This window comes from Bacillus sp. 5RYD7K, assembly GCF_059831465.1.
The window spans coordinates 894361-917616 of the sequence record NZ_CP191200.1 but is presented as its reverse complement, the minus strand read 5'-3'; the positions used below and the strand labels follow the sequence as shown (position 1 = coordinate 917616).

Genomic DNA, 23256 nt, shown 5'->3' with positions numbered 1-23256 from the left:
ATTTGGAAAAATTACACGGCGCACAGCGGCGTCGGGATTTTCGGATCGGTATCAAATAATTGAAACGTTTCCCCCGCGACAAATCCTTTCGCAGCCAATGTCTGCTGCACGGACATTCTCGCCAGTTCCTTCATATTGTTGTCTTGGCTCAGATGCGCCAAATAAATGCGTGATGTGCCGTCGCCGATGACATCGGTCATGGCGAGCGCCGCGTCTTCATTTGAGACGTGGCCGACATCGCTTAAAATCCGACGCTTAATGCTCCAAGGGTATCTGCCCATTTGCAGCATGCCGACGTCATGGTTGCTTTCAAACACAAATACATTGGCCGAACGGATAATGCCTTTCATTCTGTCGCTCACATATCCGGTGTCCGTCATCAGCGCGAGCTTTCTGCCTTGGTAATGGAAAACATAAAACATCGGCTCGGCCGCGTCATGAGAGACGCCGAATGACTCAACATCAAGCCCGCCGAAAGATTTCACGCTTTCCATCGGGAACAAAAACTTTTGTCCGGTATCCAGCTTGCCGATCTGATTCTCCATCGCTTTCCACGTCTTTTCATTAGCGTAGACGGGAAGACCGTACTTTCTCGCAATGACGCCGAGCCCTTTAATATGGTCGCTGTGCTCATGAGTGACAAAGATGCCGTCCACGTCGTCTATCTTGCGGCCGATTCTCTCCATCAGCCCGTCCATCGCTTTACCGCTCAGGCCGGCATCCACCAGAAAAGAGTGCTCCTCTGTCTCCAGATAAAACGCGTTTCCGGTACTCCCGCTCGCAAGAACGCTAAATTGCAAGCTCATTTGTTCTCACTCCATTATTTATTTTGATTGTTATCAATGACTGTGCTTTCCAAAGCATTCACAGTGTACGTTTGCTGTGTTTTTTTCTTCGTCCCTTTTGACTTATCTTCAATTGTAATTCTCCATACCGGCGCCAGCACCTGCGTACTTGTCAGCGGGTATTGGGCAATATAGCCGAACTTGACGCTTTTGACGGCGCAATTCGCTTTTAAGTAATTTTGAGAATACAATAATTCGACCGCATCCAGCTCTGGAATCAGGCTTTCCGTCTGGATTCGCTTGAATGACTCCAGCATGGTCTGCTCGTAAGACACGACCTCGTTTTTATCGTTCAGATGCAGAATCACCTGTCCGATCGCATCCGTGGACGAGTCAAAATCCTGATAAATAAACTGTCCGTCATACGTCTGGTAAAAAATGATCTGTTTTTGATCCTTGTCGACTTTCCACAGTTTATATTTTTCACCGCCGGTTATTTTAGAGCTCACGAGCGATTCCGCATCATCCTGCGGTTTTTGCTTCGATAAACCGACCGGATCAGTAAATTTCATTTTCAGCGTCGTGACCTTGTGATCATCCGCCGGCATCTCCATTAAAGGCTTTTGATCCTTCAAGGCATCAATATCTTCCGCGGTGAATACCTTTTGGCCCGCCGTCAGCCGGTAGCCCGTCGTGGAATCAGAAGACAGGTTGCCGAATGTGATATGATCCATCTCCATGTCTTTTTCCACATTTGAATTTTTAATCACTTCGTATTCACTGCTTGAGCGTTTTTCAAAAAACTGATAGCCAAGAAAAATATCGAGGATGAGGAAGGCAATGATGAAGATCGTTTTTGTCTTATTCCACTCCATTATCGGCCTCCTCCTTCCCCAGCAGATCTTTCGTAATCGGAACGATCTTCCCGTTGATTTTCATACTCCAGACGGGTTCCAGCTCAACAAGATCATTCGTTGACGAAGATACCATTTGATAGGACAGGAAGATCTGGTCGATTTTGTTCACATCGTATTTATCCTGCTGCTCCAGCAGAGACACAATCTCATTGCCGCTCATCATTTTTACGTCTTTTGTTTTAATCGGATTCGGCCCGAGAACATAGTTCGGCCGCTTGTAGCTGAGAACCTCGTCATTGGCCCATTGCAGGGTTATAACAGGCCCGGATCCGAAAGGCTTAGACGTGCTGTTGATGACAGGCATTTGATCTTTAAACATGTAGAAACTCAGCTGCTGGTTATCACTCACATTGAAAAATTGATAATGATCCGTCCAGCTCCCCGTATCCTCTAAATATTTATAGCTTTTCTTAATCAGCTCTCCCGTTTGGTAAGAAGCACTTTGCGCCAGGTTCCGGTGCTGGAACTGAATCTGCCGCTGCGTCGAATTGATTTCCAGACGGCTGATTCCGTCAGTCAGCACGTTCCGATTGTAATTCGGGTCCTCTCTGACCGTGCTCGGATCATTAAAGAGTGTCTGCTTAAACAGGTTCGTCTTAATGGTTTCAGTGATAAATTCTTTTTCCTTCATATTAAACCGCGCATTCGGCATGAGAAATTCTTTACTTTTTCCGACCGAATAGAGGTGGTATAACGGCATACTCGATTTTTTGCTGTACAGCTCGTTCATCAGATTGCGGTAATTTGCCGATTCGACAGTCACTTCCAGAATCAGCTGTTTGCTGTAAGAGACCATGTAAATCTTCTTATTCGGCTTATTCTCATTAAACGGAATGACAATATGGTCAAATGAGCTGTATTCCATTGACTGATTCGACCATTTAAACATCGTTTGGAAGAAATCAATCGGAATGGTGTCATTGAATTGCAGATCAAGCTTTGCCGAATTCCCATTTCTGCCGTAAAGCCAATTTTTAAAACCGAGTTTGTCGTATTGATCAGAAATATCCTTCATCCCTTTTACTTCCCATTGCGGCAAATCCGCCCACAGGTCATTAAAGAGCGTTTCATCAGCCACTTTATAATGAGAGCCGTTTGTATGAATGAACATATCCCGGGGTTTTACCGTTTGCGACATTTTTTGGCTCGTTTTATCAATTTTATGCTTTTCACGGACAGTCGATTTGGTTGAGGCCGTGCCTTCTGAGAAATTGGGCTGAAATGTCCAAATCCCCCATGTTAAAACAAGACTAATGACGACTAGCACCGACAGTATGACTGTTTTTATATTTTCACGCCTCATCCCAATCATCCTCTTGCTCTTCTTTATATGGAAGAGTAAATGTAATCTTCGTGCCTTTGCCTTCTACACTGTCGGCCCAAATGTCCCCGCCGTGCGCCTGAACCATCTCTTTTGCAATCGCAAGGCCGAGTCCGGTGCCGCCGAGCTTTCTCGTGCGCGCCTTATCCACCCTGTAGAAACGGTCAAATACTTTTTCCACATCTTTTTTCGGAATGCCGATCCCTTCATCTTTTACGCTGATGTAGAGCAGCTCTTCTTTCTCATTCACATCAACTGAGAAGGTGACATGTCCGCCTTCCGGTGAGTATTTCAATGCGTTAGAAATGATATTATCGAGAACCTGCGTCACTTTATCCTGATCAATCTCCACGTACAGATTTCTGTCCGGCAGCTCGCGGATAAATTCGACATGCTGTTCTTTCGTCATTTCAAAACGGTCAATAATCAGAGACATAAAGCGGATCATATGAATCCACTCTCGATTAAACTGATAATCCTTGCTGTCGAACTTAGAAAGCTGAAGCAGATCATTCACCAATCTGATCATGCGCTCAGTTTCATTTTGGGTCACCATTAAGAAACGCGGAGCGATCTCTTTGTTTTCCCACGCGCCTTCTGCAAGCGCCTCTAAATAGCTTCGCATTGTCGTCAGCGGCGTCCGAAGTTCATGGGACACATTCGCAACGAACTCTCTGCGCTCGCGATCGAGTTTTTCCTGCTCGGTGACATCATAAAGAACCGCGATTAAACCATCAATTTTTCCGTGCTCTCTCTGAATAACAGAAAAATTGACCCGCAGCACAGTCGTTTCATCGTCACGTTCGATCTCCAGCAGCATGGAATCCTGCTGTTCTACTAAATCCTCAAATGTAAAGTTCTCTTTTATGCCCAATAAAGACGTAATCGGCATCTCTAAAGCCGTTTCACGTGAAACATTCAGCAGCTCAAGCGCAGGGCTGTTTAACAGAATAATAGCCCCGTTGCGATTCGTGGCGATGACGCCGTCCGTCATATACGCGATAACGGAAGAAAGCTTTCTTCTCTCCCCTTCCGTCATGGCTTGGGCATCTTCAAGCTCTTTCGTCAGGTGGTTGAAGGTCGTTGCGAGCTGACCGATTTCATCATGCCCGTATTTTCGAACCTTTCTGGAGAAATTCCCTTTTGCCAGTTCCATCGCCTGCTTACGCATATCCGACAGCGGATGGGTAATGGTCCGGGCGAGAAATATACCGAGAAGAGCCGTCAGAACGAGGGCTAAGCCTGTTCCTGAAGCAAGAATCGAGTTTACGGTTTTCATTTGGTTAAAGGTATCTTCCATACTGGCCACGACATAAATCGCGCCGACAACTTCCTGATTCTCTGTAATGACCGGTTTTGCCGAAATCAGCACTCTGTTTTTGCTTTTAGGATCATAATATTTTTTTGAATAGGCCTGTTTTGTAGAGAAAATCCGTTTGAAAATCGGGTCTGTCGTCTGTTTCCCCGCTATTTCCTCGCCATAAGGCCTCGAAGAACCGACGACCTCATAGCTTTTATCAACAAAGGTAATTTCCCGTATTTCATTGTTTTTCGTAAAATCATTCAAAATACGCTTGACGTCATCCTTTATGACGGTGCCGTCATTGTCCCCTTTATATTCCTGCTCAATATAATAGGAAAGGTTGTCAATCCGCTGATTTAACGATAATTCATAGGACTTGAGAAGAGAATTCTCCACCTGTTTCACAAAGTACACGCCGATAATCTGCATGGCAATGATAATAAGAAGCACATAGATCAGCGTGATCTTAAATTGAATCGACCGAAAAAAACCAACCTTATTCATCGCCGGTTAGTCCTGTTCAGGGTTTCTCAAGTAATAACCGACACCCCGTCTTGTGACGATCCAGTTCGGATGGCTCGGATTATCCTCGATTTTCTCGCGAAGGCGGCGAACCGTTACATCCACCGTTCTCACGTCACCGAAATAGTCATAGCCCCACACAGTCTGCAGCAGATGCTCACGCGTCATGACCTGTCCGATATGTTTGGCTAAGTAATGCAGCAATTCAAATTCACGATGGGTCAGCTCGATCGTTTCTTCTCTTTTTGATACGACATAAGCGTCAGGGAAGATGACGAGAGAACCGATATGAATGTCATTAGAAGCTGATTCTTCCTCAGCCGGCGCAACCGTAAGCTGGCGTCGCAGGTTAGCTTTAACGCGGGCCAGAAGCTCACGCGTGCTGAAAGGCTTAGTGACATAGTCATCCGCTCCGATTTCAAGTCCGATGACCTTGTCAATCTCCGAGTCTTTTGCCGTCAGCATAATAATCGGCATATCATATTTTTTCCGGACTTCCCGGCACACTTCAACTCCGTCTTTATTCGGAAGCATAATATCTAATAGAATTAAATCAGGCTGAAGCTCCTCCACCATTTCCACGGCTTCGTTTCCGTCGTACGCACAGTGCACGTCATAGCCTTCTTTTCTTAAATTAAACTCTAATATATCTGCAATCGGTTTTTCATCATCGACTACAAGGATTTTCTTATCCATCATCTTGATTTTCCTCCTGCCAGAATGACTTCATTTCATCTATTGATGTTTCATGATGATCACAATTCGGATCGTGAAAAACGTTCCCTGTCTATTATAACGGTTTCAGGTCAAAAGATAAAAAAATTAAAGAGAACAGCGCAAAAACGTATTGAACTGCCATCCTTTTGTCATGTTTTTTATTTTCTTTTAAAAAATAATATTTTTTTGAAACCTCACGAAAAAAAACGCCGTCTACTGTTTGACGTCTTCTTCTGGGCCGGCTGAAAAGCCGGCTCTCCCTTTTTTTATCACAAAGAAAAAACGCACCTACTATTGCAGATGCGTTTGGGTAAGTGGCTCGGGACGGAATCGAACCGCCGACACACGGATTTTCAGTCCGTTGCTCTACCAACTGAGCTACCGAGCCAGATGTTTCTTTTCTATACTATAAAGTAAAGTAAAATGGCGGTCCGGACGGGACTCGAACCCGCGACCTCCTGCGTGACAGGCAGGCATTCTAACCAACTGAACTACCGGACCTTACAGTAATTTGTCCGGGGAACCGTATCGTGGCGGTCCTCCCAGGACAAATAAGGAGTTAGCAATAACGCTAAAGTAAATCAATGACCCGTACGGGATTCGAACCCGTGTTACCGCCGTGAAAGGGCGGTGTCTTAACCGCTTGACCAACGGGCCATAAAAAGTGGTGAGCCATGAAGGACTCGAACCTTCGACCCTCTGATTAAAAGTCAGATGCTCTACCAACTGAGCTAATGGCTCTTGATGTGTCGGATTATGTATCATAGAGCATTCAGACAAAAGCTTTCTTGCAGTACTCTATTGAAGCTGTTCCGTAACAACGAGATTTATAATATCATAGAACATTCGAAAGTGGCAACTACTTTTTTGAAAAAAATCTATTATTTTTTTCCTACATAAAAAAACAAGCCTCCGGTCACGGAGGCTTGTCTGCTGTAAATCCTTAGTTCGCACGGTATACACTGCGGATGACGTTCGTTTGTGAACGGTCAGGACCGACAGAGAAAATAGAAAGCGGAATACCTGTCAGCTGAGACACGCGTTCCAGATAATGGCGCGCGTTTTCAGGAAGGTCGCTTAACGTTTTTGCGCCTGTAATATCTTCCGTCCAGCCAGGCATTTCTTCATATACCGGTTCACACTCAGCGAGAGCTTTCAGGCTTGCCGGGAATTCTTCAATCACTTCACCTTTATAGCGGTAAGCGACACAGATCTTCAGCGTTTCAATACCAGTCAGCACATCGATTGAGTTCAGAGAAAGATCTGTGATTCCGCTGACGCGGCGGGCGTGGCGGACAACAACGCTGTCAAACCAGCCGACACGGCGAGGGCGTCCTGTCGTTGTGCCGTATTCGCGTCCGACTTCACGGATTTGATCTCCGATTTCGTCTTTCAGCTCAGTCGGGAAAGGACCGTCACCGACACGGGTTGTGTACGCTTTCGATACACCGACGACGTGCTGGATTTTTGTCGGGCCAACGCCTGAACCGATCGTCACCCCTCCGGCGACCGGGTTGGATGAAGTGACAAACGGGTATGTCCCTTGGTCGATATCAAGCATAACCCCTTGAGCGCCTTCAAATAAGACGCGGCGGCCTTCATCCAGCGCGTCATTTAAGACGACGGATGTATCGCATACATACTTTTTAATCTGCTGGCCGTATTCATAATACTCATCCAGAATATCTTCAATTTTGAAGCCGTCCGTTTCATACATTTTTTCAAGAAGACGGTTTTTCTCTTCAAGGTTCCGCTCAAGCTTTTCTGCAAACACGTTGCGATCTAGCAGGTCTGCGATCCGGATGCCGATCCGCGCCGCTTTGTCCATATAAGCAGGTCCGATGCCTTTTTTCGTTGTGCCGATCTTATTGGCCCCTTTGCGTTCTTCCTCTACTTCATCCAGTTTCAGATGATACGGAAGAATCACGTGGGCTCTGTTGCTGATTCTCAAGTTATCCGTGCTCACATTGCGTTCATGAAGATACGCAAGCTCCGTTACGAGCGCTTTCGGATCAACAACCATTCCGTTCCCGATGACACACGCTTTTTCTTTATAAAAAATTCCTGATGGGATTAAATGAAGCTTGTACGTGACGCCATCAAACTTGATGGTATGTCCTGCATTGTTTCCGCCTTGATAACGTGCGATCACTTCTGCATTTTCTGATAGGAAATCTGTAATTTTACCTTTTCCTTCATCGCCCCACTGCGTACCTACTACGACTACTGAAGACATATATCCGTGCACCTCCGTTAACCTTTCAAAACGATATCTCATTCAAACAAATTAAGTGTATCAGTGCCGAAACAGAAAGTCAATCGTAAATCCGAACATTAAAATCTTATCATTCTATATTTGTTCGCCTTAACTCTGTTTAAAAGCGTTTTCTCTTTCGTTTGTTATCTATTACTCCTGAAACTTTCATACTTTAACACGAAAAAGAACCCGTAGCCCGGGTTCTCCAGACAGTCATTTATATGCCGCTTGTATTCATCAGAACGATCCGCCAGCCGTCAGGATCTTCGATGGTCACGCCTTTTTCTTCCCAGTACGGATTTTCGGGTTCTTTTTCTTCATATCCCATCTGCTTTAACCTCGTGCTGATGCGAATGACCTCCTGAGAATCCGGGATGTAAAAGACAAGCAGGCTGTCGCCGTGCGGAACGGGCGCCGGATGAGACGCGCCCGTTTCTTCGGTAAATTCTAAATGATATTGCGTATGGGGCAGGCCGAACATGACGCCGCTGTAGCCTCTATGTCCGGAAAAGCTGCCGACCCTCTTCAGTCCGAGGCCCTCTTCATAAAACCTGATGATTTCTTTAAGCTGTCCGGTCGGCCGGGCAATCCGGATTTGCGCCGCTTGGAATTGCGGAAATGCAATTGTCATCATCATTCCTCCCTTGATGCCATTATATAAAAGCGCTTTCTTTTTATCGACTGCCGAACGGACGGCATCCTCTCATTCTTTCGGATGAAAAAAAGCCTCAAGACATTGCTTGAGGCTTTACGCACCTGCCGGAACACCGCCGTCATCAAAGCGTCTTTCCAGGTTTACGAACTTATTGTATTCCTTCACAAAAGCCAGTGAGACGGTGCCCACCGGGCCGTTACGCTGTTTGGCGATAATGATTTCGATGATGTTTTTGTTTTCGGATTCTTTATCATAGTAATCATCACGATACAGGAAGGCGACGATGTCGGCATCCTGCTCAATACTTCCTGACTCACGGATATCTGACATCATCGGACGTTTATCCTGCCGCTGCTCAACACCCCGGGAGAGCTGAGACAGGGCGATGACCGGAACTTCAAGCTCCCGTGCCAGCGATTTTAGCGCCCGTGAAATTTCCGATACCTCTTGCTGGCGGTTGTCACTTGAACGGCCGCTTCCCTGAATGAGCTGCAAGTAGTCAATTAAAATCATTCCCAATCCGTTTTCCTGCTTCAGCCGGCGGCATTTTGAACGGATTTCGCTGACGCGGATGCCTGGGGTGTCATCTATAAAGATACCGCTGTTTGACAGGCTTCCCATCGCCATCGTCAGCTTGCCCCAATCTTCTTCCGTCAGATTTCCCGTTCTGAGATTTTGGGCGTTAATATTCCCTTCGGCGCAGAGCATACGCATGACAAGCTGCTCGGCTCCCATCTCAAGACTGAATATCGCGACGCTCTCATCCGTTTTGGTGGCCACGTTTTGCGCAATATTTAAGGCGAACGCCGTTTTCCCCACGGACGGACGGGCTGCGACAATGATCAGATCATTTCGCTGAAAACCCGCCGTCATCCGGTCAAGCTCAATAAAGCCGGTCGGAATCCCGGTAATATCGCCTTTCCGGTTGTGAAGCTGCTCAATATTGTCATATGTTTGCACAAGCACATCTTTAATATTTTGGAAGGCGCCCGAGTTTTTTCGCTGCGCAACCTCCATAATCGTTTTTTCCGCATCGCTTAATAAATCTTCAACTTCATCCTCGCGCGTATACCCGTCCTGGGCGATCGAGGTCGCCGTTCTGATTAAACGGCGGAGAATTGATTTTTCCTCAACGATTTTCGCGTAATATTCTATATTAGCCGCTGTCGGAACGGAATTCGCGATATCCGTCAGGTAAGAAACGCCTCCCACCTCTTCTAACAAATCGGTATTCGCAAGCTCTGACGTTACCGTGATCAAATCAACCGGTTCGCCGCGGTCTCCGAGCACGAGCATGGCATTGTAAATTTTTTGATGTGACATTCTGTAGAAATCATCCGGAATCAACACTTCAGAAGCCAGTGTCAACGCAGACGGCTGTAAAAAAACAGCACCTAACACGGCCTGCTCAGCTTCTATGTTTTGCGGCGGCAGCCGATCATTCAGAAGGTCTGTCATGCTAAGCACCGTCCTCTCCTTAAAAAATATCCAAACCCCATTTTACCATTTCTCATGAAAAAGAATAGAAAAATATCACTTTCCCTGTATTTGTCAAGAGAGGGTTATGGGTTTTGCCGTTCCGAATGCCGGGAAACAAATAAACAAATCAAACCAGGAGGGAAGAAGGATGAAGACATATGCAGTAACACCAAGTATTGATGCAGACGGATGGTTTGTGAAGGCAGAAAATGTGGCGCCGACGGCTCTTTGTACATCAAAGGACGCGGCGATTGAAAAAGCGGAGCAGATGGCGAAAGAGAACAGCCCGGCTAAGCTTGTCATTTATGATCAGCATAAAAACATTGAAGAGGAACGTTCCTTTTAAGAAAAGCCTTCGCCCGCGCGAGGGCTTTTCTTATTCGATGAAGCGGATATGCAGCACCGTCTGCGCCATGAGATCAGCCGTTTTTTGATACAGATCCCATTCTTCACAGGCGGCGAATACTTTCATCATTTCCTGCAATGTCTGTTTCAGCATGATAAATTCGTCAATTGTCCGCAGTTCTGCGGCTTTTTTCTGATAATCAGCCAGCTTCAGCTGTAATAACATCAATGGCGATTGCATAAAAAACCTCCCCCATTCTGTTATAAAGCCAGGCTTATCAAACCTCCATTTCTTTGTCATATCCTCTTACGATAGAATTTTGATTTTAGTACAATAAAGAAACGGAAGGAGTGATCACATGAAACCGCTGCAAATTTCCGCTGAAACGGCGCAAAAGCTTGCAGAATCATTGAATATGCCGCTTGAAAGAATCATGCACATGCCTCAGCACATTCTGCTTGCCAAATTAGCCGAAGTCCAAAAAGAGAACGATCAAAAATAAAGGCTGTTCCCTCATATATATGTGCGGGAGGCGGAAGCAATGGCTTTCCGCCTCTTTTTCTTATAGGTAAATAAGGAATGACGGCCGGACAAGGCGAGATCCAAGCATAAGACCGGAAAAAAGGCTGGATATTCAAAACCCTGCCTCTTCACTTTGCCCTTAATCACTCATTTAAAAAAATGATTGATAAATACTGTCTATTTTTGAAATCATGTTTTCTTGGCGCAGATGCTGAGCGGCATAGGTCTTTGCTGCTTTTCCGAACTGTTCTCTGAGAGCTTGATCCGTAATCAGTCTTAAGAGGGCATCGGCAAGCTCCCGGATGCTGCCGGGCTGACAGATAAGGCCTGTTTTCTCATGCCGGATCATCTCAGGGATCCCCCCGCAGTCAGTTGCGACAATGGCCTGCCCCGAGAACATCGCCTCGATGATCGCTATGGGAAAATTATCATTCAATGTAGGCAGAACAAAAATAGACGATTCAGCCAAAAGCGCCGGCACATCACGCCGTTTTCCGAAGAAAAACACATTTGAAAGACCCAGTTTCCGTCTCTTCTCTTCAAGAAAACCCCGCATTTTCCCGTCTCCGATGATCCATATCTCGGCTCCGGATAAGTGCTGCCGGATTTGTGCGAGGGCGTCCAGCAGCACGTCATGTCCTTTTCGCTCTGTCAGACGGGAAACACACGCAATCACGAGCTTTTCAGTACGTTTTGGCTCGGGGGCATCCCGGATGTCAATGCCGGTATAAACAGTCGTCAGCTGTGTTTCTTTTGCACCGTACTCCAGAAGAGGTGCGTGAAAGGAGTCGCTGATGGTAATGATTTTATCCGAAGCCCGAATGCCCTGTCTTTCTATTTCAGAGAAGTATGCCTCTTCAATTGAGCCCTTTTGGATTTTATGAAACTTCATCCGGCTTTTCGTAAAATGTCCATGCGGCGTGAAGAAAAGAGGACGCCGATACGTTTGATTAAGGTGTCCCAGCAAAAATACCGCAAACAAATCCTGCGCATGAAACAGATCGTATTGCTCTAAATCCTTTTCCATCAAAAATCGTTGAAAGACATGTAAATAGCTGAGATTTTTGACGAGTTTTTCGTTTGCGGCGCCGTATCTGCCAAGAAGAAACACTCTGACTTCATCAGCGGCACGCGGAATATCTTCATGAAAAAAGGATGGCGGCATTTGAAGGGGCGAGATGACATCCGCCTGATGACCGGCGCGCTCAAAACCTGTCTTAACTGACGTGATATAGCTCGCCAATCCTCCGACATTCGGGTACTTGAGAAAAGTTGCGTACAAAATACGCAACGGCCTTTTTCTTTTGGGGGAGCTTTTTCTTTTCGCACAAAATGAATACAGCTCTTGTTCATCTTGATGGCCGATGCCATAAAATTGATCCATGACGCGCAATAAGGCAGGAGGCACCAGACTGCACGGCCTCCCGATCTCCTCTCTCAAACCCGCTCCCCCTCTCTCAAACCTATAAACCTAATTCCCGTCCCCATTGTGACACTTTGTCTGCATGATAGGGCAGCAGCTCTCCTCCCCGATTGTCGAATATTCTCCGCAATTGGGTATGAAGCCCTTTCTCAAGGGTTCTCTGCACATAAGCCATTTTATAAAGCGTCATAGGGGGCGTCTCAAAATGAATGCCCCGCTTTTTCATTTCTTTCGCATACACTTTTACGCAATACGTCCGAATGTCTTCTGCGTGGCGGCTCCAATCTTTTCTGAAGCCGAGCAGAATCTCAACCAGAACCGTCATATCGAACCATACCGGCGCGTATTTTGCTGATTCCCAATCGATGAATTGAATGTCCCACGGTTCATGGCCGGACGCGTCATGGGTGCAGATATTCTGCATATGAAGATCGCCATGTGTAATGGCCGAGCCGTTTTGTATCAATTCAGGGAAAAAATCCGGTCCTTTTTGCTCCAGCAAGTGAGAGATCTGCCGATAATGAGGCTTAACGATATCTTTTGTACGTTCATCTTTAAGGGCCCTATCCAATAATTCCGCTGTCTTTTTGATCTGCTTTTTACGCCCCTTCCTCATCGTTTCCGATTCATATACCGGGAGCCATGACCGCCATTTTCCATCAGAAATTTTCTTGTTTTCAAAGGTGCGGCTGTGCAGTTCTGCGACAGACGGAATAATATACTTGAAATGCTTAGGATGAAATGTAAGCTGACCCCTGATCTGGCTGACAAACTCCATAAATATCCATGTTTCATGATGACTTTCTTCTATAAGATAGATTTCCGGCAGCAAATTCCCTAAGACAGAACGGGCTTTACTGTATATATTAATCTCGACCGCGTTTTTTTCACGTGAAGATTTATACACCTTCAAAATCAGCGGCACGATCCCGGATTTCTTTTTCACAAGCAGTTTATAAATGGCGCTTCTGTCCGTTGATTTCAGACATGTGATGCCGTCCGGATTCACAGCCGCCTTTTCGCCAAGTGAATACGATAGTTTTTCGTCAATTTTCAGTTTCTGAAACGCAGCATACAAATGATCCTTTTCAACCATGCCGATCTTCCTTCCGCTTCCGTTTCCAGCTGTTTTTGAGATGGGACCAAGTGTTTCTGATAAACGGCATCGGGTCATTCCAAGCAAACAGGGCATATTCTTTTTTTCCTTTAAACCCTCTCCAAAAATGCCGGAACGTCATTTCTCCTCTTTTTCGTTTCTTCAAAAATGTTAAGAAGTAACGCACCTCATAAATCCAACTGATTCCTTCTTTTTGTTCGAGCTGAGGCTTTACATGTTGTCCGGTCAAATACAGATAGTACATGTAAACGAAATGAACGCCTGCAGGTTCCGTCAGGCTATGGCTGAGCCAAAAGCGCGGATTTATTTCTATAAACTTGTAAACATTGTCCCGTGGATCTTTTTTAAATTCCGCCATGCCTACTCCTTTCAGCTGAATCGCTTCAAAAAACGGCAGGGTCTTCTCAATTAATTCAGGAACCCGTTTGCTCACGACATGAGCCCCAGCGCCAAAATCAGCGGGAAATTGATGGTTTTTTTGCAGAGAAAACAAGCCCATTAACTTCATTTGGTCATCATAAAAAGTCGCCACTTTGTAAAAACATTGATTGTCTCCGGGAATGATCTCCTGCACGAGCAGTTCTCCATTTTCTCTGTAGGAGCTGAACTCCCTGCGCAATTGTGCGGCATCCTTCATCACTATTGCTTTTTTGTTTACTTTTTTTCTGTATTCATGGCCGGCCACCGGTTTTAAAATACACGGGAAGTCAATATTGGCGATGGCCTCTTCCAGTTCATCCTGATTGTTCGGAAAAAAGGTTTTCGGGCAGGGAATGTTGTGCTTCATCGCTAATTCATATGCTTTGCTTTTATCTAAAACCGTCTCTAACAGAGAGCGGCTCGGGAGCAAAAATAAAAAAAAACCGGCTAATGTGTCGCGGAATTTGGATATGAATCCCGCATAATCATCAGATCCTGCGTACAGAACCGGTTTTACTTGAAATCGCTTCCCGAAATCAGTCAGAAATGTCAGCAGTTCTTTCTCTTGTGTTAAAGGGCTGGGACAGACCCCGCAATCTGCCAATCTTGATTTTCCGATACGATAAGGTTCCTCCGTGTCAAACGCGTAAACATCTATTCCTCTTCGGGCCAGGCTTCGAATCATCCCGATCCCGTTTGCACTGAAATCAAGTACAACGGCCGCATGTTCGTGTTTCATCATTTCCCTCCGAGCTTGATGGTATTTTGATAAATGGACTCAATATTTCTTATCATCGTCTCGCTGCTTAAATGCTTCTCTGCGTAGGCCTTTGCATTTAAAGCAGCTTTTTTCCGCGCAGATTTGTTAGTGATAAAAAACGTTAAAGCCCGGGCAAGCGCCTCTGCATTTCCCGGCTCGACAATAAGCCCTGTTTTGTTATGGCGGATCAGATCCGGTATTCCCCCGCAATCGGTCGCGATGATAGCCGAGCCGCTGAACATCGCTTCGATAATCGAAATGGGCAGACTATCATTAATGGTCGGCAGTACGAATATGTCCGTCATATTCAAAATAGCGGGAACATCGTCTCTTTTTCCTAAAAAGGAGACCATTGATAGTTTCAGTTTTCGAGCCTGCTCCTCCAGGGCGCTCCTTGTCTCTCCGTCTCCTGCGATCAGCACTACTACATCATCAAGTACATCAGACGGAATTCGCGAGAGTGCCTCCAGCAAATACTTATGTCCCTTTCTCGGGCCTAATCTTGCAATACACGAGATGATAATCTTATTTTTCGGTAACTGGATTTTCTTTTTCCAGCCTGTTTTTGTATCGTAATCAATTCCCGTGACCACCGTTGTCATGTCTTTCTGTTCTGCTCCGAGCTTCATGAGCGGCCTGCGGAACGTATCGCTGATAATAATCAGGCGGTCTGCGTATTCAATGGCTTTCATCTCTAATGTTTTATAATAAATCTCTTCTACCGAGCCTTTTTTAAATATGTGGAATTTAAGTCTGTTGAAAGTAAACATGCCATGCGGTGTGAAAAATAAAGGTTTTTTATAGATTTGATTGAACCTGCCTAACATATTGGCTGTAAATAAATCTTGAGCGTGGAACACATCATATCTTTCCAAAGGAATCTTTTGAAGCATTTGCTCGTATACAAACATCAGCCGATTATTTCTCAAAATATGATCGTTATAATCCCCGTATCTGTCTTTAAAGAAATCTTTTAATTGCGGAACAACAGCCTCCCGCAATGCCTCTACCTGTGCGGAAGGAAACAGATTAGGTGATATGACATCCACCTTATGACCTCTTTTTCTCAGTCCTTCACTAAGCGTTTTAATATAGTTTGATAAACCGCCCGTGTGCGGGTAGTCCCAAAACGTGGCAATCAAAATGGATAACTTCTTCTTTTTCCTGTATACCGGCGGAATTTGATCTGCAAGTTTCATCTGTGTCTTTATGACTTTCTTTTTTTGCGGGCGCGTTTTGACCCCGTAGTAGCGGTCAAGCGTCTGGACCATATACGGATAGGGGACGGAAAATGTCTTGTTCATTTCCAGATCCTCCGCACCACTTCAAATGCTTCGGCGTATTCCACACCCGCTGTCATCCCTCTGACTCTTCCTAAATGTTTAACGCCTTCATATGAACGGGGATGAGGGTAATCCCTCATTTCTACGTCGTAGTGGTGAAGCGCCGCGAGTTTGGCGTCCATCGTGTCTGTGATATTGACGAAGTAATTGGGCTTGAAGAGTTTATCAGCCGTATTCCTCTCCCACTCGCTTGAAGACAGCGTTTCAAACGTAAGCAGTTCAATCGGCTTTTGATCCGGAAGAGGTCTGGCGGCTGTTAAAACTGCTTGGAATGTTTTCTGATGGTCCATATTGATATCGCCGTAATGATGAGTAAAGATTTTATCAGGCTGATAGACGCGAATGAGCTGTTCTAATTCTTTGACAAGCTTATGAAGAGGGATACATTCCAATTCTAAATTCGTATGCTCCAAAAAGATGACGTTCTCAATTCCAAGCTCTTGATTCGCACGTTCGCCTAATTGTTTAATATGATGAGCTTCTTCTTTTCTTCCTAATGCCGTAATAACGGAAATTACTTTATATCCTTCATTGATCAGCCGTTTTATGGTGCCCGCTGATCCCAATAGTTCATCATCAGGATGAGCGCCGATAACCATAATGTATTCTTCCATTTTTTCCACACTCCACCAAACAATTGTTACAAGTATCATATGACGACCCTAAAAAAAGGAAACTTACATGTGCGGATTTTCAGAAACTTACATGTGCAGCTGCCATTCCAGGTAACGTGACGGATTTAATTTTTTTATGGTGTCCAAAAACTCATCTGCCAGGCCGTATTGGTTCAATCCTTTTAATAGTTTTACAGGAAAGCGGGCAATAGCGGAAAAGGCTCTTTTATGATCGACGACTTTTAGATTACCGTGTTCGTTGATCAGAATGTGCCTGATTTCAGCGTCCCATCTGGTAAAACCGATTTTCTTTAAATCATCCAGCATATTTAAAATATCAGCCGCCAGTTTGTCGGAAATGGATTTTTCTGTTTTAATATGGCGGGCAAGGGAGGTGCCTTGAACATATTCCATCACAATATAACGATCTCCGTATTCATACAGTCTTGGAATCACCGGGGAACCTTGTCCGATTTGCAAAGCTGCCAATTCCTTCCCACATGTCTCTATTTCAAAGAAATACTTTAAGCATTTGTTGTGTGTTAAGCGATAGACTTCCCCGTCTTTTCCGTTCCCGATCAGCGGATAGTGTTCCAGCGTCTTTTTATTTTCCGGATCATTAAAATAGGTTTCAGAAAAAAATCGCATCATACCGACACATCCTTCGTTATGTTGTAATATCATATGCAATCGGATAAGCATCGGACATGAAACATTCTCATCATTTTCTTACGCCGCGTCTTATGCTGACATAAAAAAACCCGCCGGATCGGCGGGTTTTTCTATTATATATTACGCTTCTTCTTTTACGTGAACCTTCAGCACAGCCTGAACTTCAGGATGCAGCTTTACAGGAACGTTTGTATATCCCAGTGTGCGGATACCGTCTTGGAGTTCCAGTTTCCGCTTATCCACTTTAATCTTGTGCGACTTTTGCAGCGCTTCTGCAATCTGCTTGCTTGTGACAGATCCGAACAGGCGGCCGCCTTCACCGGATTTGGCACTCAGCTCAACAGTCAGCTGTTCAAGCGTTTCTTTTAAATCTTTCGCTCTTTCAAGCTCTGCAATCGCTTCTTTTTTCTCTTTTTCTTTCTGTCCGTTCAATGCGCTGATGTTTGTCGCATTTGCTTCGACAGCGAGGCCTTTTTTAATGAGAAAGTTATGTGCATAACCGTCTGCTACGTTTTTCATTTCGCCTTTTTTCCCTTTACCTTTTACATCTTGTAAGAAAATAACCTTCATCTCTGAACGCCTCCCTCAAAATATTCATCAATGGCTTCCTTCAGCCGGACAAGCGCTTCTGAAACAGAAATGCCTGATAACTGGGTTGCCGCATTGGTTAAATGCCCTCCGCCGTCCAGCGCCTCCATAATAATCTGCACATTGACCTCGCCAAGCGATCTCGCACTGATGCACACCGTATGCTCATCCCGTCTGGCTACGGCAAATGAAGCTTCCACTTCACTCATCGACAAGAGGGAATCAGCAGCCTGCGCAATCAGCACTTGGTCAAAGTACTCCTCTTCATTTTCAGGAAGAGAAGCAATCGCGATATTTTCTTTATAAAGAGCTGTATGCTGGATCAGCTTCGCCCGCTTAATATAAGAACCGACTGATTCTTTGAGGACTTTCTGCACCAGAACCGTGTCTGCGCCTTTCGCTCTCAAATAAGAAGCGGCGTCGAACGTCCGCGAGCCCGTGCGAAGGGAAAAGCTCTTCGTATCCACTATTATACCAGCTAACAGGGCTGTCGCTTCAATCATATTGATTTTGAGCCGCTTCGGCTGGTACTCAAGTAGCTCCGTCACGAGTTCTGCGGTGGATGAAGCGTATGGCTCCATATAAACGAGCAGCGGGTCTTTAATAAATTCCTCGCCTCTTCGGTGATGGTCAATCACAACGATGTGCTCGATTTTGTTCACGAGACGCTCTTCCATCACAAAGGACGGTTTATGTGTATCCACGACGACAAGCAGCGTGTCATCATTTGAAATTTCCATCGCCTCTTCCGGCGTGATAAACCGCGACCACAGCTCTTCATATTTTTTAATTTCTTCAATCAGGCGCTGAACACTTGATCCGATCTGATTCGGATCAATGACGATGTAGCCTTCCTTGCCGTTGGCCTGCGCCACCTTTAATATTCCGATTGCGGCTCCGACTGCGTCCATATCAGGAAATTTGTGACCCATAATAATGACATTGCTGCTTTCTGAGACAATTTCCTTGAGCGCGTGGGAAATCACCCGGGCGCGCACCCTTGTGCGCTTCTCCATCGGATTCGTTTTGCCGCCGTAAAATTTCACCTTGCCGTTCGGCATTTTGATCGCCACTTGGTCGCCTCCGCGGCCGAGAGCCAAATCGAGGCTGGACTGCGCCAGATCTCCAAGCTCCTTCAAGGAAGAAACCGATGCGCCGATCCCGATGCTGAGGGTCAAAGATACAGTGTGAACGGATGTTTTTTCACGGATTTCATCCAAAATCGAAAATTTCGCGTTTTCAAGCTCCGTTAATATGTGTTCATTTAACACAGCGATAAACCGTTCCGAGGACGTCCGCTTCAGGAAAATGCCGTACTCTTGCGCCCACGCATTTAATAATGAGGTGACCTGGCTGTTCATCGTGCTTCTCGTCTGGTCATCCAGCCCCTGTGTGACATCATCGTAGTTATCTAAAAAGACATATGCCAGCACGGTTCTCTCATTTTCGTACTGCTTTTCAATCTGAATCTGTTCCGTCACATCAAAGAAATAAAGCAGGCGCTCATCTCTTTTAATCACCACTTTAAACTTCCGCTCATTCAAGGTGATCGTTTCCGAATCGACCTCCTGCTTGATCAGCGGCACGACGGCCTCACATGTGTCATACAGCGAGCGCCCGACGAGCGTGCTTTCATTAAAGCAGGAAGACAAAAACGGATTCGCCCACTCAATGTAATATTGATCATTAAACAGCATAATCCCGATAGGCATTTCCATTAATGCCTCTTCGCCTACTTTTTTCAATCTATAGGATAGCGTGGAAATATAATTGTCAATTTCTCTTCTGATCAAAGAATCCGCACGCTTAATGAAAAACAAGATCACGGCGAGCAGCACAACCCCGACGGCTCCTATCAGCCAGTTAAAGTAAATGCTGATGAGGATTACGATGATTGACAATGCAATCAATGCATAGATGGGATACCGAAACAACGGCTTTTCATAAAAACTAGGCATTTCTATCAACTCCCCACCTGTAAGTCACACTCAATTTCGCGTCACCTTATTTCTTATGTTAAAGCCTATGTCAATGATGCCTAAGAGGAGATACACGGACATGATGAGCGGAAAAAGCACACCCAGCACAATCGCTAATACAGGAACGGCTTTTGGCATCTCCATCTCATGGCAATAGAAAAAAATAAACGCTAATCCTTGAATACAAATCAGCAAGCTGAGAATATGTCCCCCATTCAATGAAACCGAATACATCATATGCCCTTTTTCTAAATGCAGAAACCCTAATATCGTCACAACAAAGTACAAAATAACAACGACTTGCGGGAGTCTGAGCTCTCTAAAAGGCTTCATCTTCGGAAGATCAGGGAAAAACCGCCTTAAAAACGGCCTTGCCATAGCATAACTGAGGAAAGCAGAAACAATGCTGGTCAATATAAGCGCAGTCGGAAAAAGATATTGAAGCGTGCTCAGCTGACTTTCCATCAGCTTGGTCTGCTTCCCGAACTGATCTCCGTAACCCAGCTGTTTTGACATGGTTTCTGCTAAAGACAGCGACTCTCGAAGCTGGGACATAGTGTTATCAACCACGTTCATATTAAGAAACACGATGCTGAACACAAAAATAACGACACCGCACAGCATACACGCAATGGCGCCGGCCGCAACCGCATAACCGGGCTGTTTCTTTTTAAAGTAATATCCCATAGCGACCCCCGTACAGGCCGCCGTAAACGCGCCTGTAAGCCCGGCAAACGAACTCACAATAAAACTGACCGGGAGGCTGGCAAGGCCCATCCATATCCCCGGCTTCAGACCGTGCCGAATGGTGTAAAGAATGATCGGCAACGGCAAAGCAAAGAGAAGAATCGCCCCCAGTAAAGGGAGATACACGACCAAAAGGGAAATGATTGCAAAAATACTGATCAAAATGGCGCCTTCTATTAGAGCCCTTGTATTCTTCACTTACTCACCTCAAACCTTGTATCATTCAGAACATACGAATAGAAAAGAGCAGCTTAGACGACTGCTCTTTTGACGCCGCAATGTCTCTTCCAAGACCTGAATTTTCCATAAACTCTCCAAAATACACGTATTTATTCTAACATAAGTCAAAATCGTAAGTAAAATGAGCGCAGACGGCTCCAATGTTCCATGTGAAACATGAAAACAGACAAACGGACATCCTAGTGAAAGAATGCCCGTTGTATCAATGATCCTGATCGTCCATGAAACCAGAAGTATCTCTGTTTTTCTTTTTGGTTTTCCGTACAAATAACAAGACGATAACGATAAGTAAGAGAGTGGTTGCCTGTAAAACACCGCTGCTGAAAAGGAAGAAGTTCTTTATCATGTCCCACATATAGTTTCACCTCTGTTTCGTATTTCCTTTACATTGAGTTTCCCTTTCTGGAAACTTCAAAACATCAGGAACAACATCAGGACCGGGGCATATGCTGATAGTGAAAATGAAGGATAAAGGAGATTCTCACACCATGACTGAGCGGAGAACATTAGCATGGCATGAAACGTTAGAACTGCACGAGTTAGTGGCTTTCCAGGCAAACGGGCTTGTGAAATTAAAAAGAACGGAACGTGAAGTAAGCGATGCCAGATTAAAACAGCTTTACAGATTTTCCATCCACTCGCTGGAACAAAATCTGCGTGAACTGCTTCCCTTCTTCCCTGAAGCCCCCGGCTTTCGTGAAGATGAGACAGAAGAGCGGGCTGATTCCTCCTTTTATAGCGGCGGCCTGCTGAGCATGGCCAAAACATCTGTCCGCAATTACGCCGGAGCCATTACAGAAACGGCCACACCTCAATTAAGAATCGTCTTCGTTAGGCACTTAAACGCGGCCATCAAGTGGCACCAAATGGTCTTTGAGTATATGGAAGAACGCGGTCAATATCCGGCTTATAACTTGAGCGAATTGCTGAAAAACGACGTCCGCAACGCCAGAAAAGCCATTGCGATGAAATAAAAAAAAGCAGCAGGGAATCTCATCCTTTGCTGCTTCTTATTTTTGAGCGGACTGATCTTGAGCCGACGTTTTTTCCCGGTATGATTCGAGAAATTCCCGGTTGGCGTCTCCCCATTTCTTCATTTGCAGCACGATCGGTTCAAGCGACCTGCCGAATTCTGTGAGTGAATACTCAACCTTTGGGGGCACCTGCTGATACACTTCACGATGCACGATGCCATCCGCCTCCAGCTCCCGAAGCTGAAGCGTGAGCATACGCTGCGTAATACTGGGACAGATGCGCCGAAACTCATTAAACCGCTTTTTTCCGCTGATCATATGATAAAACAAAATACCCTTCCACTTTCCGCCGATAACGGAAAGTGTCAGCTCAACCGGGCAACCTTCTTTATTCGGATATATGTTCATAATTCATCCTCCATAGTACCTTTTTTGATACTACATGCTGATTAGCATCTGACTTACCCAGTATTTTACTCGCAATCTGCTCCCACTCTCAACAAAAATGCTTCTTTTTCACATCAATTTTTAAGGTTTTGAAGATTACACCCTCCGCAAGACGTGTTAAACTATAAAAAGATTGTTTACACTACAAAAAAGGACAAGGAGTTATTATGGAAAAAATTCTTATTTTCGGACATCAAAACCCAGACACAGATACCATTTGCTCTGCCATTGCCTACGCTGATCTAAAAAATAAACTCGGCTTCAATGCTGAGCCTGTCCGCCTAGGACAAGTCAACGGCGAAACACAATACGCTCTTGATTATTTCAAGCAGGAGAGCCCGCGTCTCGTGGAAACAGCCGCAAACGAAGTAAACGGCGTCATCCTTGTTGACCACAATGAACGCCAGCAAAGCATCAAGGATATTGAAGACGTTCAGGTTCTTGAAGTCATTGACCATCACCGTATCGCCAACTTCGAAACGGCGGAACCTCTTTACTATCGTGCAGAACCGGTCGGCTGTACGGCTACGATCTTAAACAAAATGTACAAAGAAAATAACGTGAAAATCGAGAAAGAAATTGCCGGTCTTATGCTGTCAGCGATTATTTCCGACTCACTTTTATTTAAATCTCCGACTTGCACAGAGCAGGATATCGCAGCGGCAAAAGAGCTTGCTGAAATTGCCGGCGTAGATGCGGAAGAGTACGGCTTAAACATGCTGAAAGCAGGCGCAGACTTAAGCAAAAAAACGGTGGAAGAGCTGATTTCCCTTGATGCGAAAGAGTTCACGCTCGGCAGCAAAAAAGTCGAAATCGCCCAAGTCAACACAGTTGATATTGAAGATGTCAAAAAGCGTCAACCGGAATTAGAAGCGGCCCTTTCAAAAGTCATTGCTGAGAAAAACCTTGATCTGTTCCTTCTCGTGATTACGGACATTTTGGAAAACGATTCCCTTGCGCTTGCCATCGGCGATCAGGCGTCAAAAGTGGAAAAAGCATTCAATGTCACTTTAGAAAACAACACGGCTCTTTTAAAAGGCGTCGTATCCAGAAAGAAACAAGTCGTTCCTGTTTTAACAGACGCGATTGCAGAATAACCAAAACGCCC

The 23256-nt window shown here is 45.3% G+C and carries 24 protein-coding genes and 4 tRNA genes; 4 read left to right on the top strand and 24 right to left on the bottom strand.

Annotation, left to right across the window (positions count from 1 at the left end; all coding sequences use genetic code 11):
- Nucleotides 1–11: 11 nt before the first annotated feature.
- The 12 genes from yycJ to dnaB form a co-directional block, all read right to left on the bottom strand.
- Nucleotides 12–806: an exodeoxyribonuclease YycJ gene (gene yycJ, locus ACQE26_RS04670; RefSeq protein WP_016937374.1), complete on the bottom strand. Its 795-nt coding sequence runs from the start codon at nt 804–806 to the stop codon at nt 12–14.
- 14 nt (nt 807–820) lie between these two features.
- Entirely contained in the window at nt 821–1660 is an 840-nt protein-coding gene (locus ACQE26_RS04665; RefSeq protein ID WP_500470772.1) for a two-component system regulatory protein YycI, read from the bottom strand.
- Nucleotides 1647–3005, bottom strand: coding sequence for a WalRK two-component regulatory system regulator WalH (walH, locus tag ACQE26_RS04660; RefSeq protein WP_438421000.1), 1359 nt, complete (start codon nt 3003–3005; stop codon nt 1647–1649). Before walH ends, ACQE26_RS04665 begins: the two co-directional genes overlap by 14 nt.
- Nucleotides 2995–4830 (bottom strand): cell wall metabolism sensor histidine kinase WalK, encoded by a 1836-nt coding sequence (walK, locus tag ACQE26_RS04655; protein WP_016937371.1) that lies wholly within the window; start codon nt 4828–4830, stop codon nt 2995–2997. Before walK ends, walH begins: the two co-directional genes overlap by 11 nt.
- Before the next feature lie 6 nt (nt 4831–4836).
- Nucleotides 4837–5544, bottom strand: a complete 708-nt coding sequence (gene walR / locus ACQE26_RS04650) for a cell wall metabolism DNA-binding response regulator WalR (protein ID WP_004393104.1) — start codon at nt 5542–5544, stop codon at nt 4837–4839.
- A 336-nt stretch (nt 5545–5880) separates the two neighbouring features.
- A tRNA-Phe gene (locus ACQE26_RS04645) sits at nt 5881–5953 on the bottom strand.
- Between the two features lie 36 nt (nt 5954–5989).
- A tRNA-Asp gene (locus ACQE26_RS04640) sits at nt 5990–6066 on the bottom strand.
- 84 nt (nt 6067–6150) lie between these two features.
- Nucleotides 6151–6222, bottom strand: a tRNA-Glu gene (locus ACQE26_RS04635).
- Between the two features lie 8 nt (nt 6223–6230).
- Nucleotides 6231–6306: transfer RNA gene (locus ACQE26_RS04630), tRNA-Lys, on the bottom strand.
- A 202-nt stretch (nt 6307–6508) separates the two neighbouring features.
- Nucleotides 6509–7801: an adenylosuccinate synthase gene (locus ACQE26_RS04625; protein WP_500470771.1), complete on the bottom strand. Its 1293-nt coding sequence runs from the start codon at nt 7799–7801 to the stop codon at nt 6509–6511.
- 238 nt (nt 7802–8039) lie between these two features.
- Nucleotides 8040–8453, bottom strand: a complete 414-nt coding sequence (locus ACQE26_RS04620) for a VOC family protein (RefSeq protein ID WP_500470770.1) — start codon at nt 8451–8453, stop codon at nt 8040–8042.
- 117 nt (nt 8454–8570) lie between these two features.
- The gene (gene dnaB / locus ACQE26_RS04615; RefSeq protein ID WP_016937368.1) at nt 8571–9935 is read right to left on the bottom strand and encodes a replicative DNA helicase; all 1365 of its coding nucleotides are present in this window, start codon (nt 9933–9935) and stop codon (nt 8571–8573) included.
- 169 nt (nt 9936–10104) lie between these two features.
- On the opposite strand from dnaB, the gene ACQE26_RS04610 reads away from it, so the two are divergent.
- Nucleotides 10105–10302 (top strand): DUF2188 domain-containing protein, encoded by a 198-nt coding sequence (locus ACQE26_RS04610; RefSeq protein WP_016937367.1) that lies wholly within the window; start codon nt 10105–10107, stop codon nt 10300–10302.
- 30 nt (nt 10303–10332) lie between these two features.
- Here the strand turns inward: ACQE26_RS04610 and ACQE26_RS04605 are convergent, their stop codons facing one another.
- Nucleotides 10333–10542, bottom strand: coding sequence for a hypothetical protein (locus ACQE26_RS04605; RefSeq protein WP_060963836.1), 210 nt, complete (start codon nt 10540–10542; stop codon nt 10333–10335).
- Nucleotides 10543–10660: 118 nt separating this feature from the next.
- On the opposite strand from ACQE26_RS04605, the gene ACQE26_RS04600 reads away from it, so the two are divergent.
- Complete coding sequence (locus ACQE26_RS04600; RefSeq protein WP_016937365.1) at nt 10661–10804, top strand: YycC family protein; 144 nt, start codon at nt 10661–10663, stop codon at nt 10802–10804.
- A gap of 171 nt (nt 10805–10975) precedes the next feature.
- Here the strand turns inward: ACQE26_RS04600 and ACQE26_RS04595 are convergent, their stop codons facing one another.
- From ACQE26_RS04595 to ACQE26_RS04550, 10 genes are all read right to left on the bottom strand, one after another.
- The gene (locus ACQE26_RS04595) at nt 10976–12265 is read right to left on the bottom strand and encodes a glycosyltransferase family 4 protein (protein ID WP_500470769.1); all 1290 of its coding nucleotides are present in this window, start codon (nt 12263–12265) and stop codon (nt 10976–10978) included.
- A gap of 22 nt (nt 12266–12287) precedes the next feature.
- Nucleotides 12288–13343, bottom strand: coding sequence for a phosphotransferase (locus tag ACQE26_RS04590; protein WP_500470768.1), 1056 nt, complete (start codon nt 13341–13343; stop codon nt 12288–12290).
- Nucleotides 13336–14523: a carboxylate--amine ligase gene (locus ACQE26_RS04585; RefSeq protein WP_500470767.1), complete on the bottom strand. Its 1188-nt coding sequence runs from the start codon at nt 14521–14523 to the stop codon at nt 13336–13338. Before ACQE26_RS04585 ends, ACQE26_RS04590 begins: the two co-directional genes overlap by 8 nt.
- On the bottom strand, nt 14523–15848 hold the full coding sequence (locus ACQE26_RS04580; protein ID WP_500470766.1) for a glycosyltransferase family 4 protein: 1326 nt from the start codon (nt 15846–15848) through the stop codon (nt 14523–14525). The genes ACQE26_RS04585 and ACQE26_RS04580 overlap by 1 nt, the downstream gene beginning before the upstream one ends.
- Entirely contained in the window at nt 15845–16501 is a 657-nt protein-coding gene (locus ACQE26_RS04575) for a PIG-L deacetylase family protein (RefSeq protein WP_060963831.1), read from the bottom strand. Before ACQE26_RS04575 ends, ACQE26_RS04580 begins: the two co-directional genes overlap by 4 nt.
- An 87-nt stretch (nt 16502–16588) precedes the next feature.
- On the bottom strand, nt 16589–17152 hold the full coding sequence (locus ACQE26_RS04570; RefSeq protein WP_500470765.1) for a kinase: 564 nt from the start codon (nt 17150–17152) through the stop codon (nt 16589–16591).
- Between the two features lie 141 nt (nt 17153–17293).
- Entirely contained in the window at nt 17294–17743 is a 450-nt protein-coding gene (rplI, locus tag ACQE26_RS04565; protein ID WP_438421005.1) for a 50S ribosomal protein L9, read from the bottom strand.
- A complete protein-coding gene (locus tag ACQE26_RS04560; protein WP_045925622.1) occupies nt 17740–19719 on the bottom strand; it encodes a DHH family phosphoesterase in 1980 nt (659 codons plus the stop codon). The genes rplI and ACQE26_RS04560 overlap by 4 nt, the downstream gene beginning before the upstream one ends.
- 30 nt (nt 19720–19749) lie before the next feature.
- Complete coding sequence (locus tag ACQE26_RS04555) at nt 19750–20685, bottom strand: YybS family protein (RefSeq protein ID WP_500470764.1); 936 nt, start codon at nt 20683–20685, stop codon at nt 19750–19752.
- 244 nt (nt 20686–20929) lie between these two features.
- Nucleotides 20930–21082: a hypothetical protein gene (locus ACQE26_RS04550; protein ID WP_016937356.1), complete on the bottom strand. Its 153-nt coding sequence runs from the start codon at nt 21080–21082 to the stop codon at nt 20930–20932.
- A 133-nt stretch (nt 21083–21215) separates the two neighbouring features.
- On the opposite strand from ACQE26_RS04550, the gene ACQE26_RS04545 reads away from it, so the two are divergent.
- Nucleotides 21216–21701: a spore coat protein gene (locus ACQE26_RS04545; protein WP_500470763.1), complete on the top strand. Its 486-nt coding sequence runs from the start codon at nt 21216–21218 to the stop codon at nt 21699–21701.
- Between the two features lie 36 nt (nt 21702–21737).
- On the opposite strand, the gene ACQE26_RS04540 is transcribed toward ACQE26_RS04545, so the two are convergent.
- Nucleotides 21738–22109, bottom strand: a complete 372-nt coding sequence (locus ACQE26_RS04540) for a winged helix-turn-helix transcriptional regulator (RefSeq protein WP_060963827.1) — start codon at nt 22107–22109, stop codon at nt 21738–21740.
- Nucleotides 22110–22315: 206 nt separating this feature from the next.
- Here ACQE26_RS04540 and ACQE26_RS04535 point away from each other — a divergent pair, with 206 nt between their 5' ends.
- Nucleotides 22316–23245 carry a manganese-dependent inorganic pyrophosphatase gene (locus ACQE26_RS04535; RefSeq protein ID WP_004393053.1) on the top strand — a complete coding sequence of 310 codons (930 nt, stop codon included), beginning with the start codon at nt 22316–22318 and terminating at the stop codon, nt 23243–23245.
- The last annotated feature ends 11 nt before the right edge of the window (nt 23246–23256 follow it).

Excerpts from the sequence above, each read along its gene's own strand:
- ACQE26_RS04620 (WP_500470770.1), bottom strand. The coding sequence starts at position 8,453 with ATGACAATTGCATTTCCGCAATTCCAAGCGGCGCAAATCCGGATTGCC.
- ACQE26_RS04625 (WP_500470771.1), bottom strand. The coding sequence starts at position 7,801 with ATGTCTTCAGTAGTCGTAGTAGGTACGCAGTGGGGCGATGAAGGAAAA.
- yycJ (WP_016937374.1), bottom strand. The coding sequence starts at position 806 with ATGAGCTTGCAATTTAGCGTTCTTGCGAGCGGGAGTACCGGAAACGCG.
- rplI (WP_438421005.1), bottom strand. The coding sequence starts at position 17,743 with ATGAAGGTTATTTTCTTACAAGATGTAAAAGGTAAAGGGAAAAAAGGC.
- walR (WP_004393104.1), bottom strand. The coding sequence starts at position 5,544 with ATGGATAAGAAAATCCTTGTAGTCGATGATGAAAAACCGATTGCAGAT.
- ACQE26_RS04550 (WP_016937356.1), bottom strand. The coding sequence starts at position 21,082 with ATGTGGGACATGATAAAGAACTTCTTCCTTTTCAGCAGCGGTGTTTTA.
- ACQE26_RS04610 (WP_016937367.1), top strand. The coding sequence starts at position 10,105 with ATGAAGACATATGCAGTAACACCAAGTATTGATGCAGACGGATGGTTT.
- ACQE26_RS04575 (WP_060963831.1), bottom strand. The coding sequence starts at position 16,501 with ATGGAAGAATACATTATGGTTATCGGCGCTCATCCTGATGATGAACTA.
- walH (WP_438421000.1), bottom strand. The coding sequence starts at position 3,005 with ATGAGGCGTGAAAATATAAAAACAGTCATACTGTCGGTGCTAGTCGTC.
- ACQE26_RS04580 (WP_500470766.1), bottom strand. The coding sequence starts at position 15,848 with ATGAACAAGACATTTTCCGTCCCCTATCCGTATATGGTCCAGACGCTT.
- ACQE26_RS04540 (WP_060963827.1), bottom strand. The coding sequence starts at position 22,109 with ATGAACATATATCCGAATAAAGAAGGTTGCCCGGTTGAGCTGACACTT.
- ACQE26_RS04570 (WP_500470765.1), bottom strand. The coding sequence starts at position 17,152 with ATGATGCGATTTTTTTCTGAAACCTATTTTAATGATCCGGAAAATAAA.
- ACQE26_RS04665 (WP_500470772.1), bottom strand. The coding sequence starts at position 1,660 with ATGGAGTGGAATAAGACAAAAACGATCTTCATCATTGCCTTCCTCATC.
- ACQE26_RS04590 (WP_500470768.1), bottom strand. The coding sequence starts at position 13,343 with ATGGTTGAAAAGGATCATTTGTATGCTGCGTTTCAGAAACTGAAAATT.
- ACQE26_RS04600 (WP_016937365.1), top strand. The coding sequence starts at position 10,661 with ATGAAACCGCTGCAAATTTCCGCTGAAACGGCGCAAAAGCTTGCAGAA.
- dnaB (WP_016937368.1), bottom strand. The coding sequence starts at position 9,935 with ATGACAGACCTTCTGAATGATCGGCTGCCGCCGCAAAACATAGAAGCT.
- walK (WP_016937371.1), bottom strand. The coding sequence starts at position 4,830 with ATGAATAAGGTTGGTTTTTTTCGGTCGATTCAATTTAAGATCACGCTG.
- ACQE26_RS04605 (WP_060963836.1), bottom strand. The coding sequence starts at position 10,542 with ATGCAATCGCCATTGATGTTATTACAGCTGAAGCTGGCTGATTATCAG.
- ACQE26_RS04535 (WP_004393053.1), top strand. The coding sequence starts at position 22,316 with ATGGAAAAAATTCTTATTTTCGGACATCAAAACCCAGACACAGATACC.
- ACQE26_RS04545 (WP_500470763.1), top strand. The coding sequence starts at position 21,216 with ATGACTGAGCGGAGAACATTAGCATGGCATGAAACGTTAGAACTGCAC.
- ACQE26_RS04585 (WP_500470767.1), bottom strand. The coding sequence starts at position 14,523 with ATGAAACACGAACATGCGGCCGTTGTACTTGATTTCAGTGCAAACGGG.
- ACQE26_RS04560 (WP_045925622.1), bottom strand. The coding sequence starts at position 19,719 with ATGCCTAGTTTTTATGAAAAGCCGTTGTTTCGGTATCCCATCTATGCA.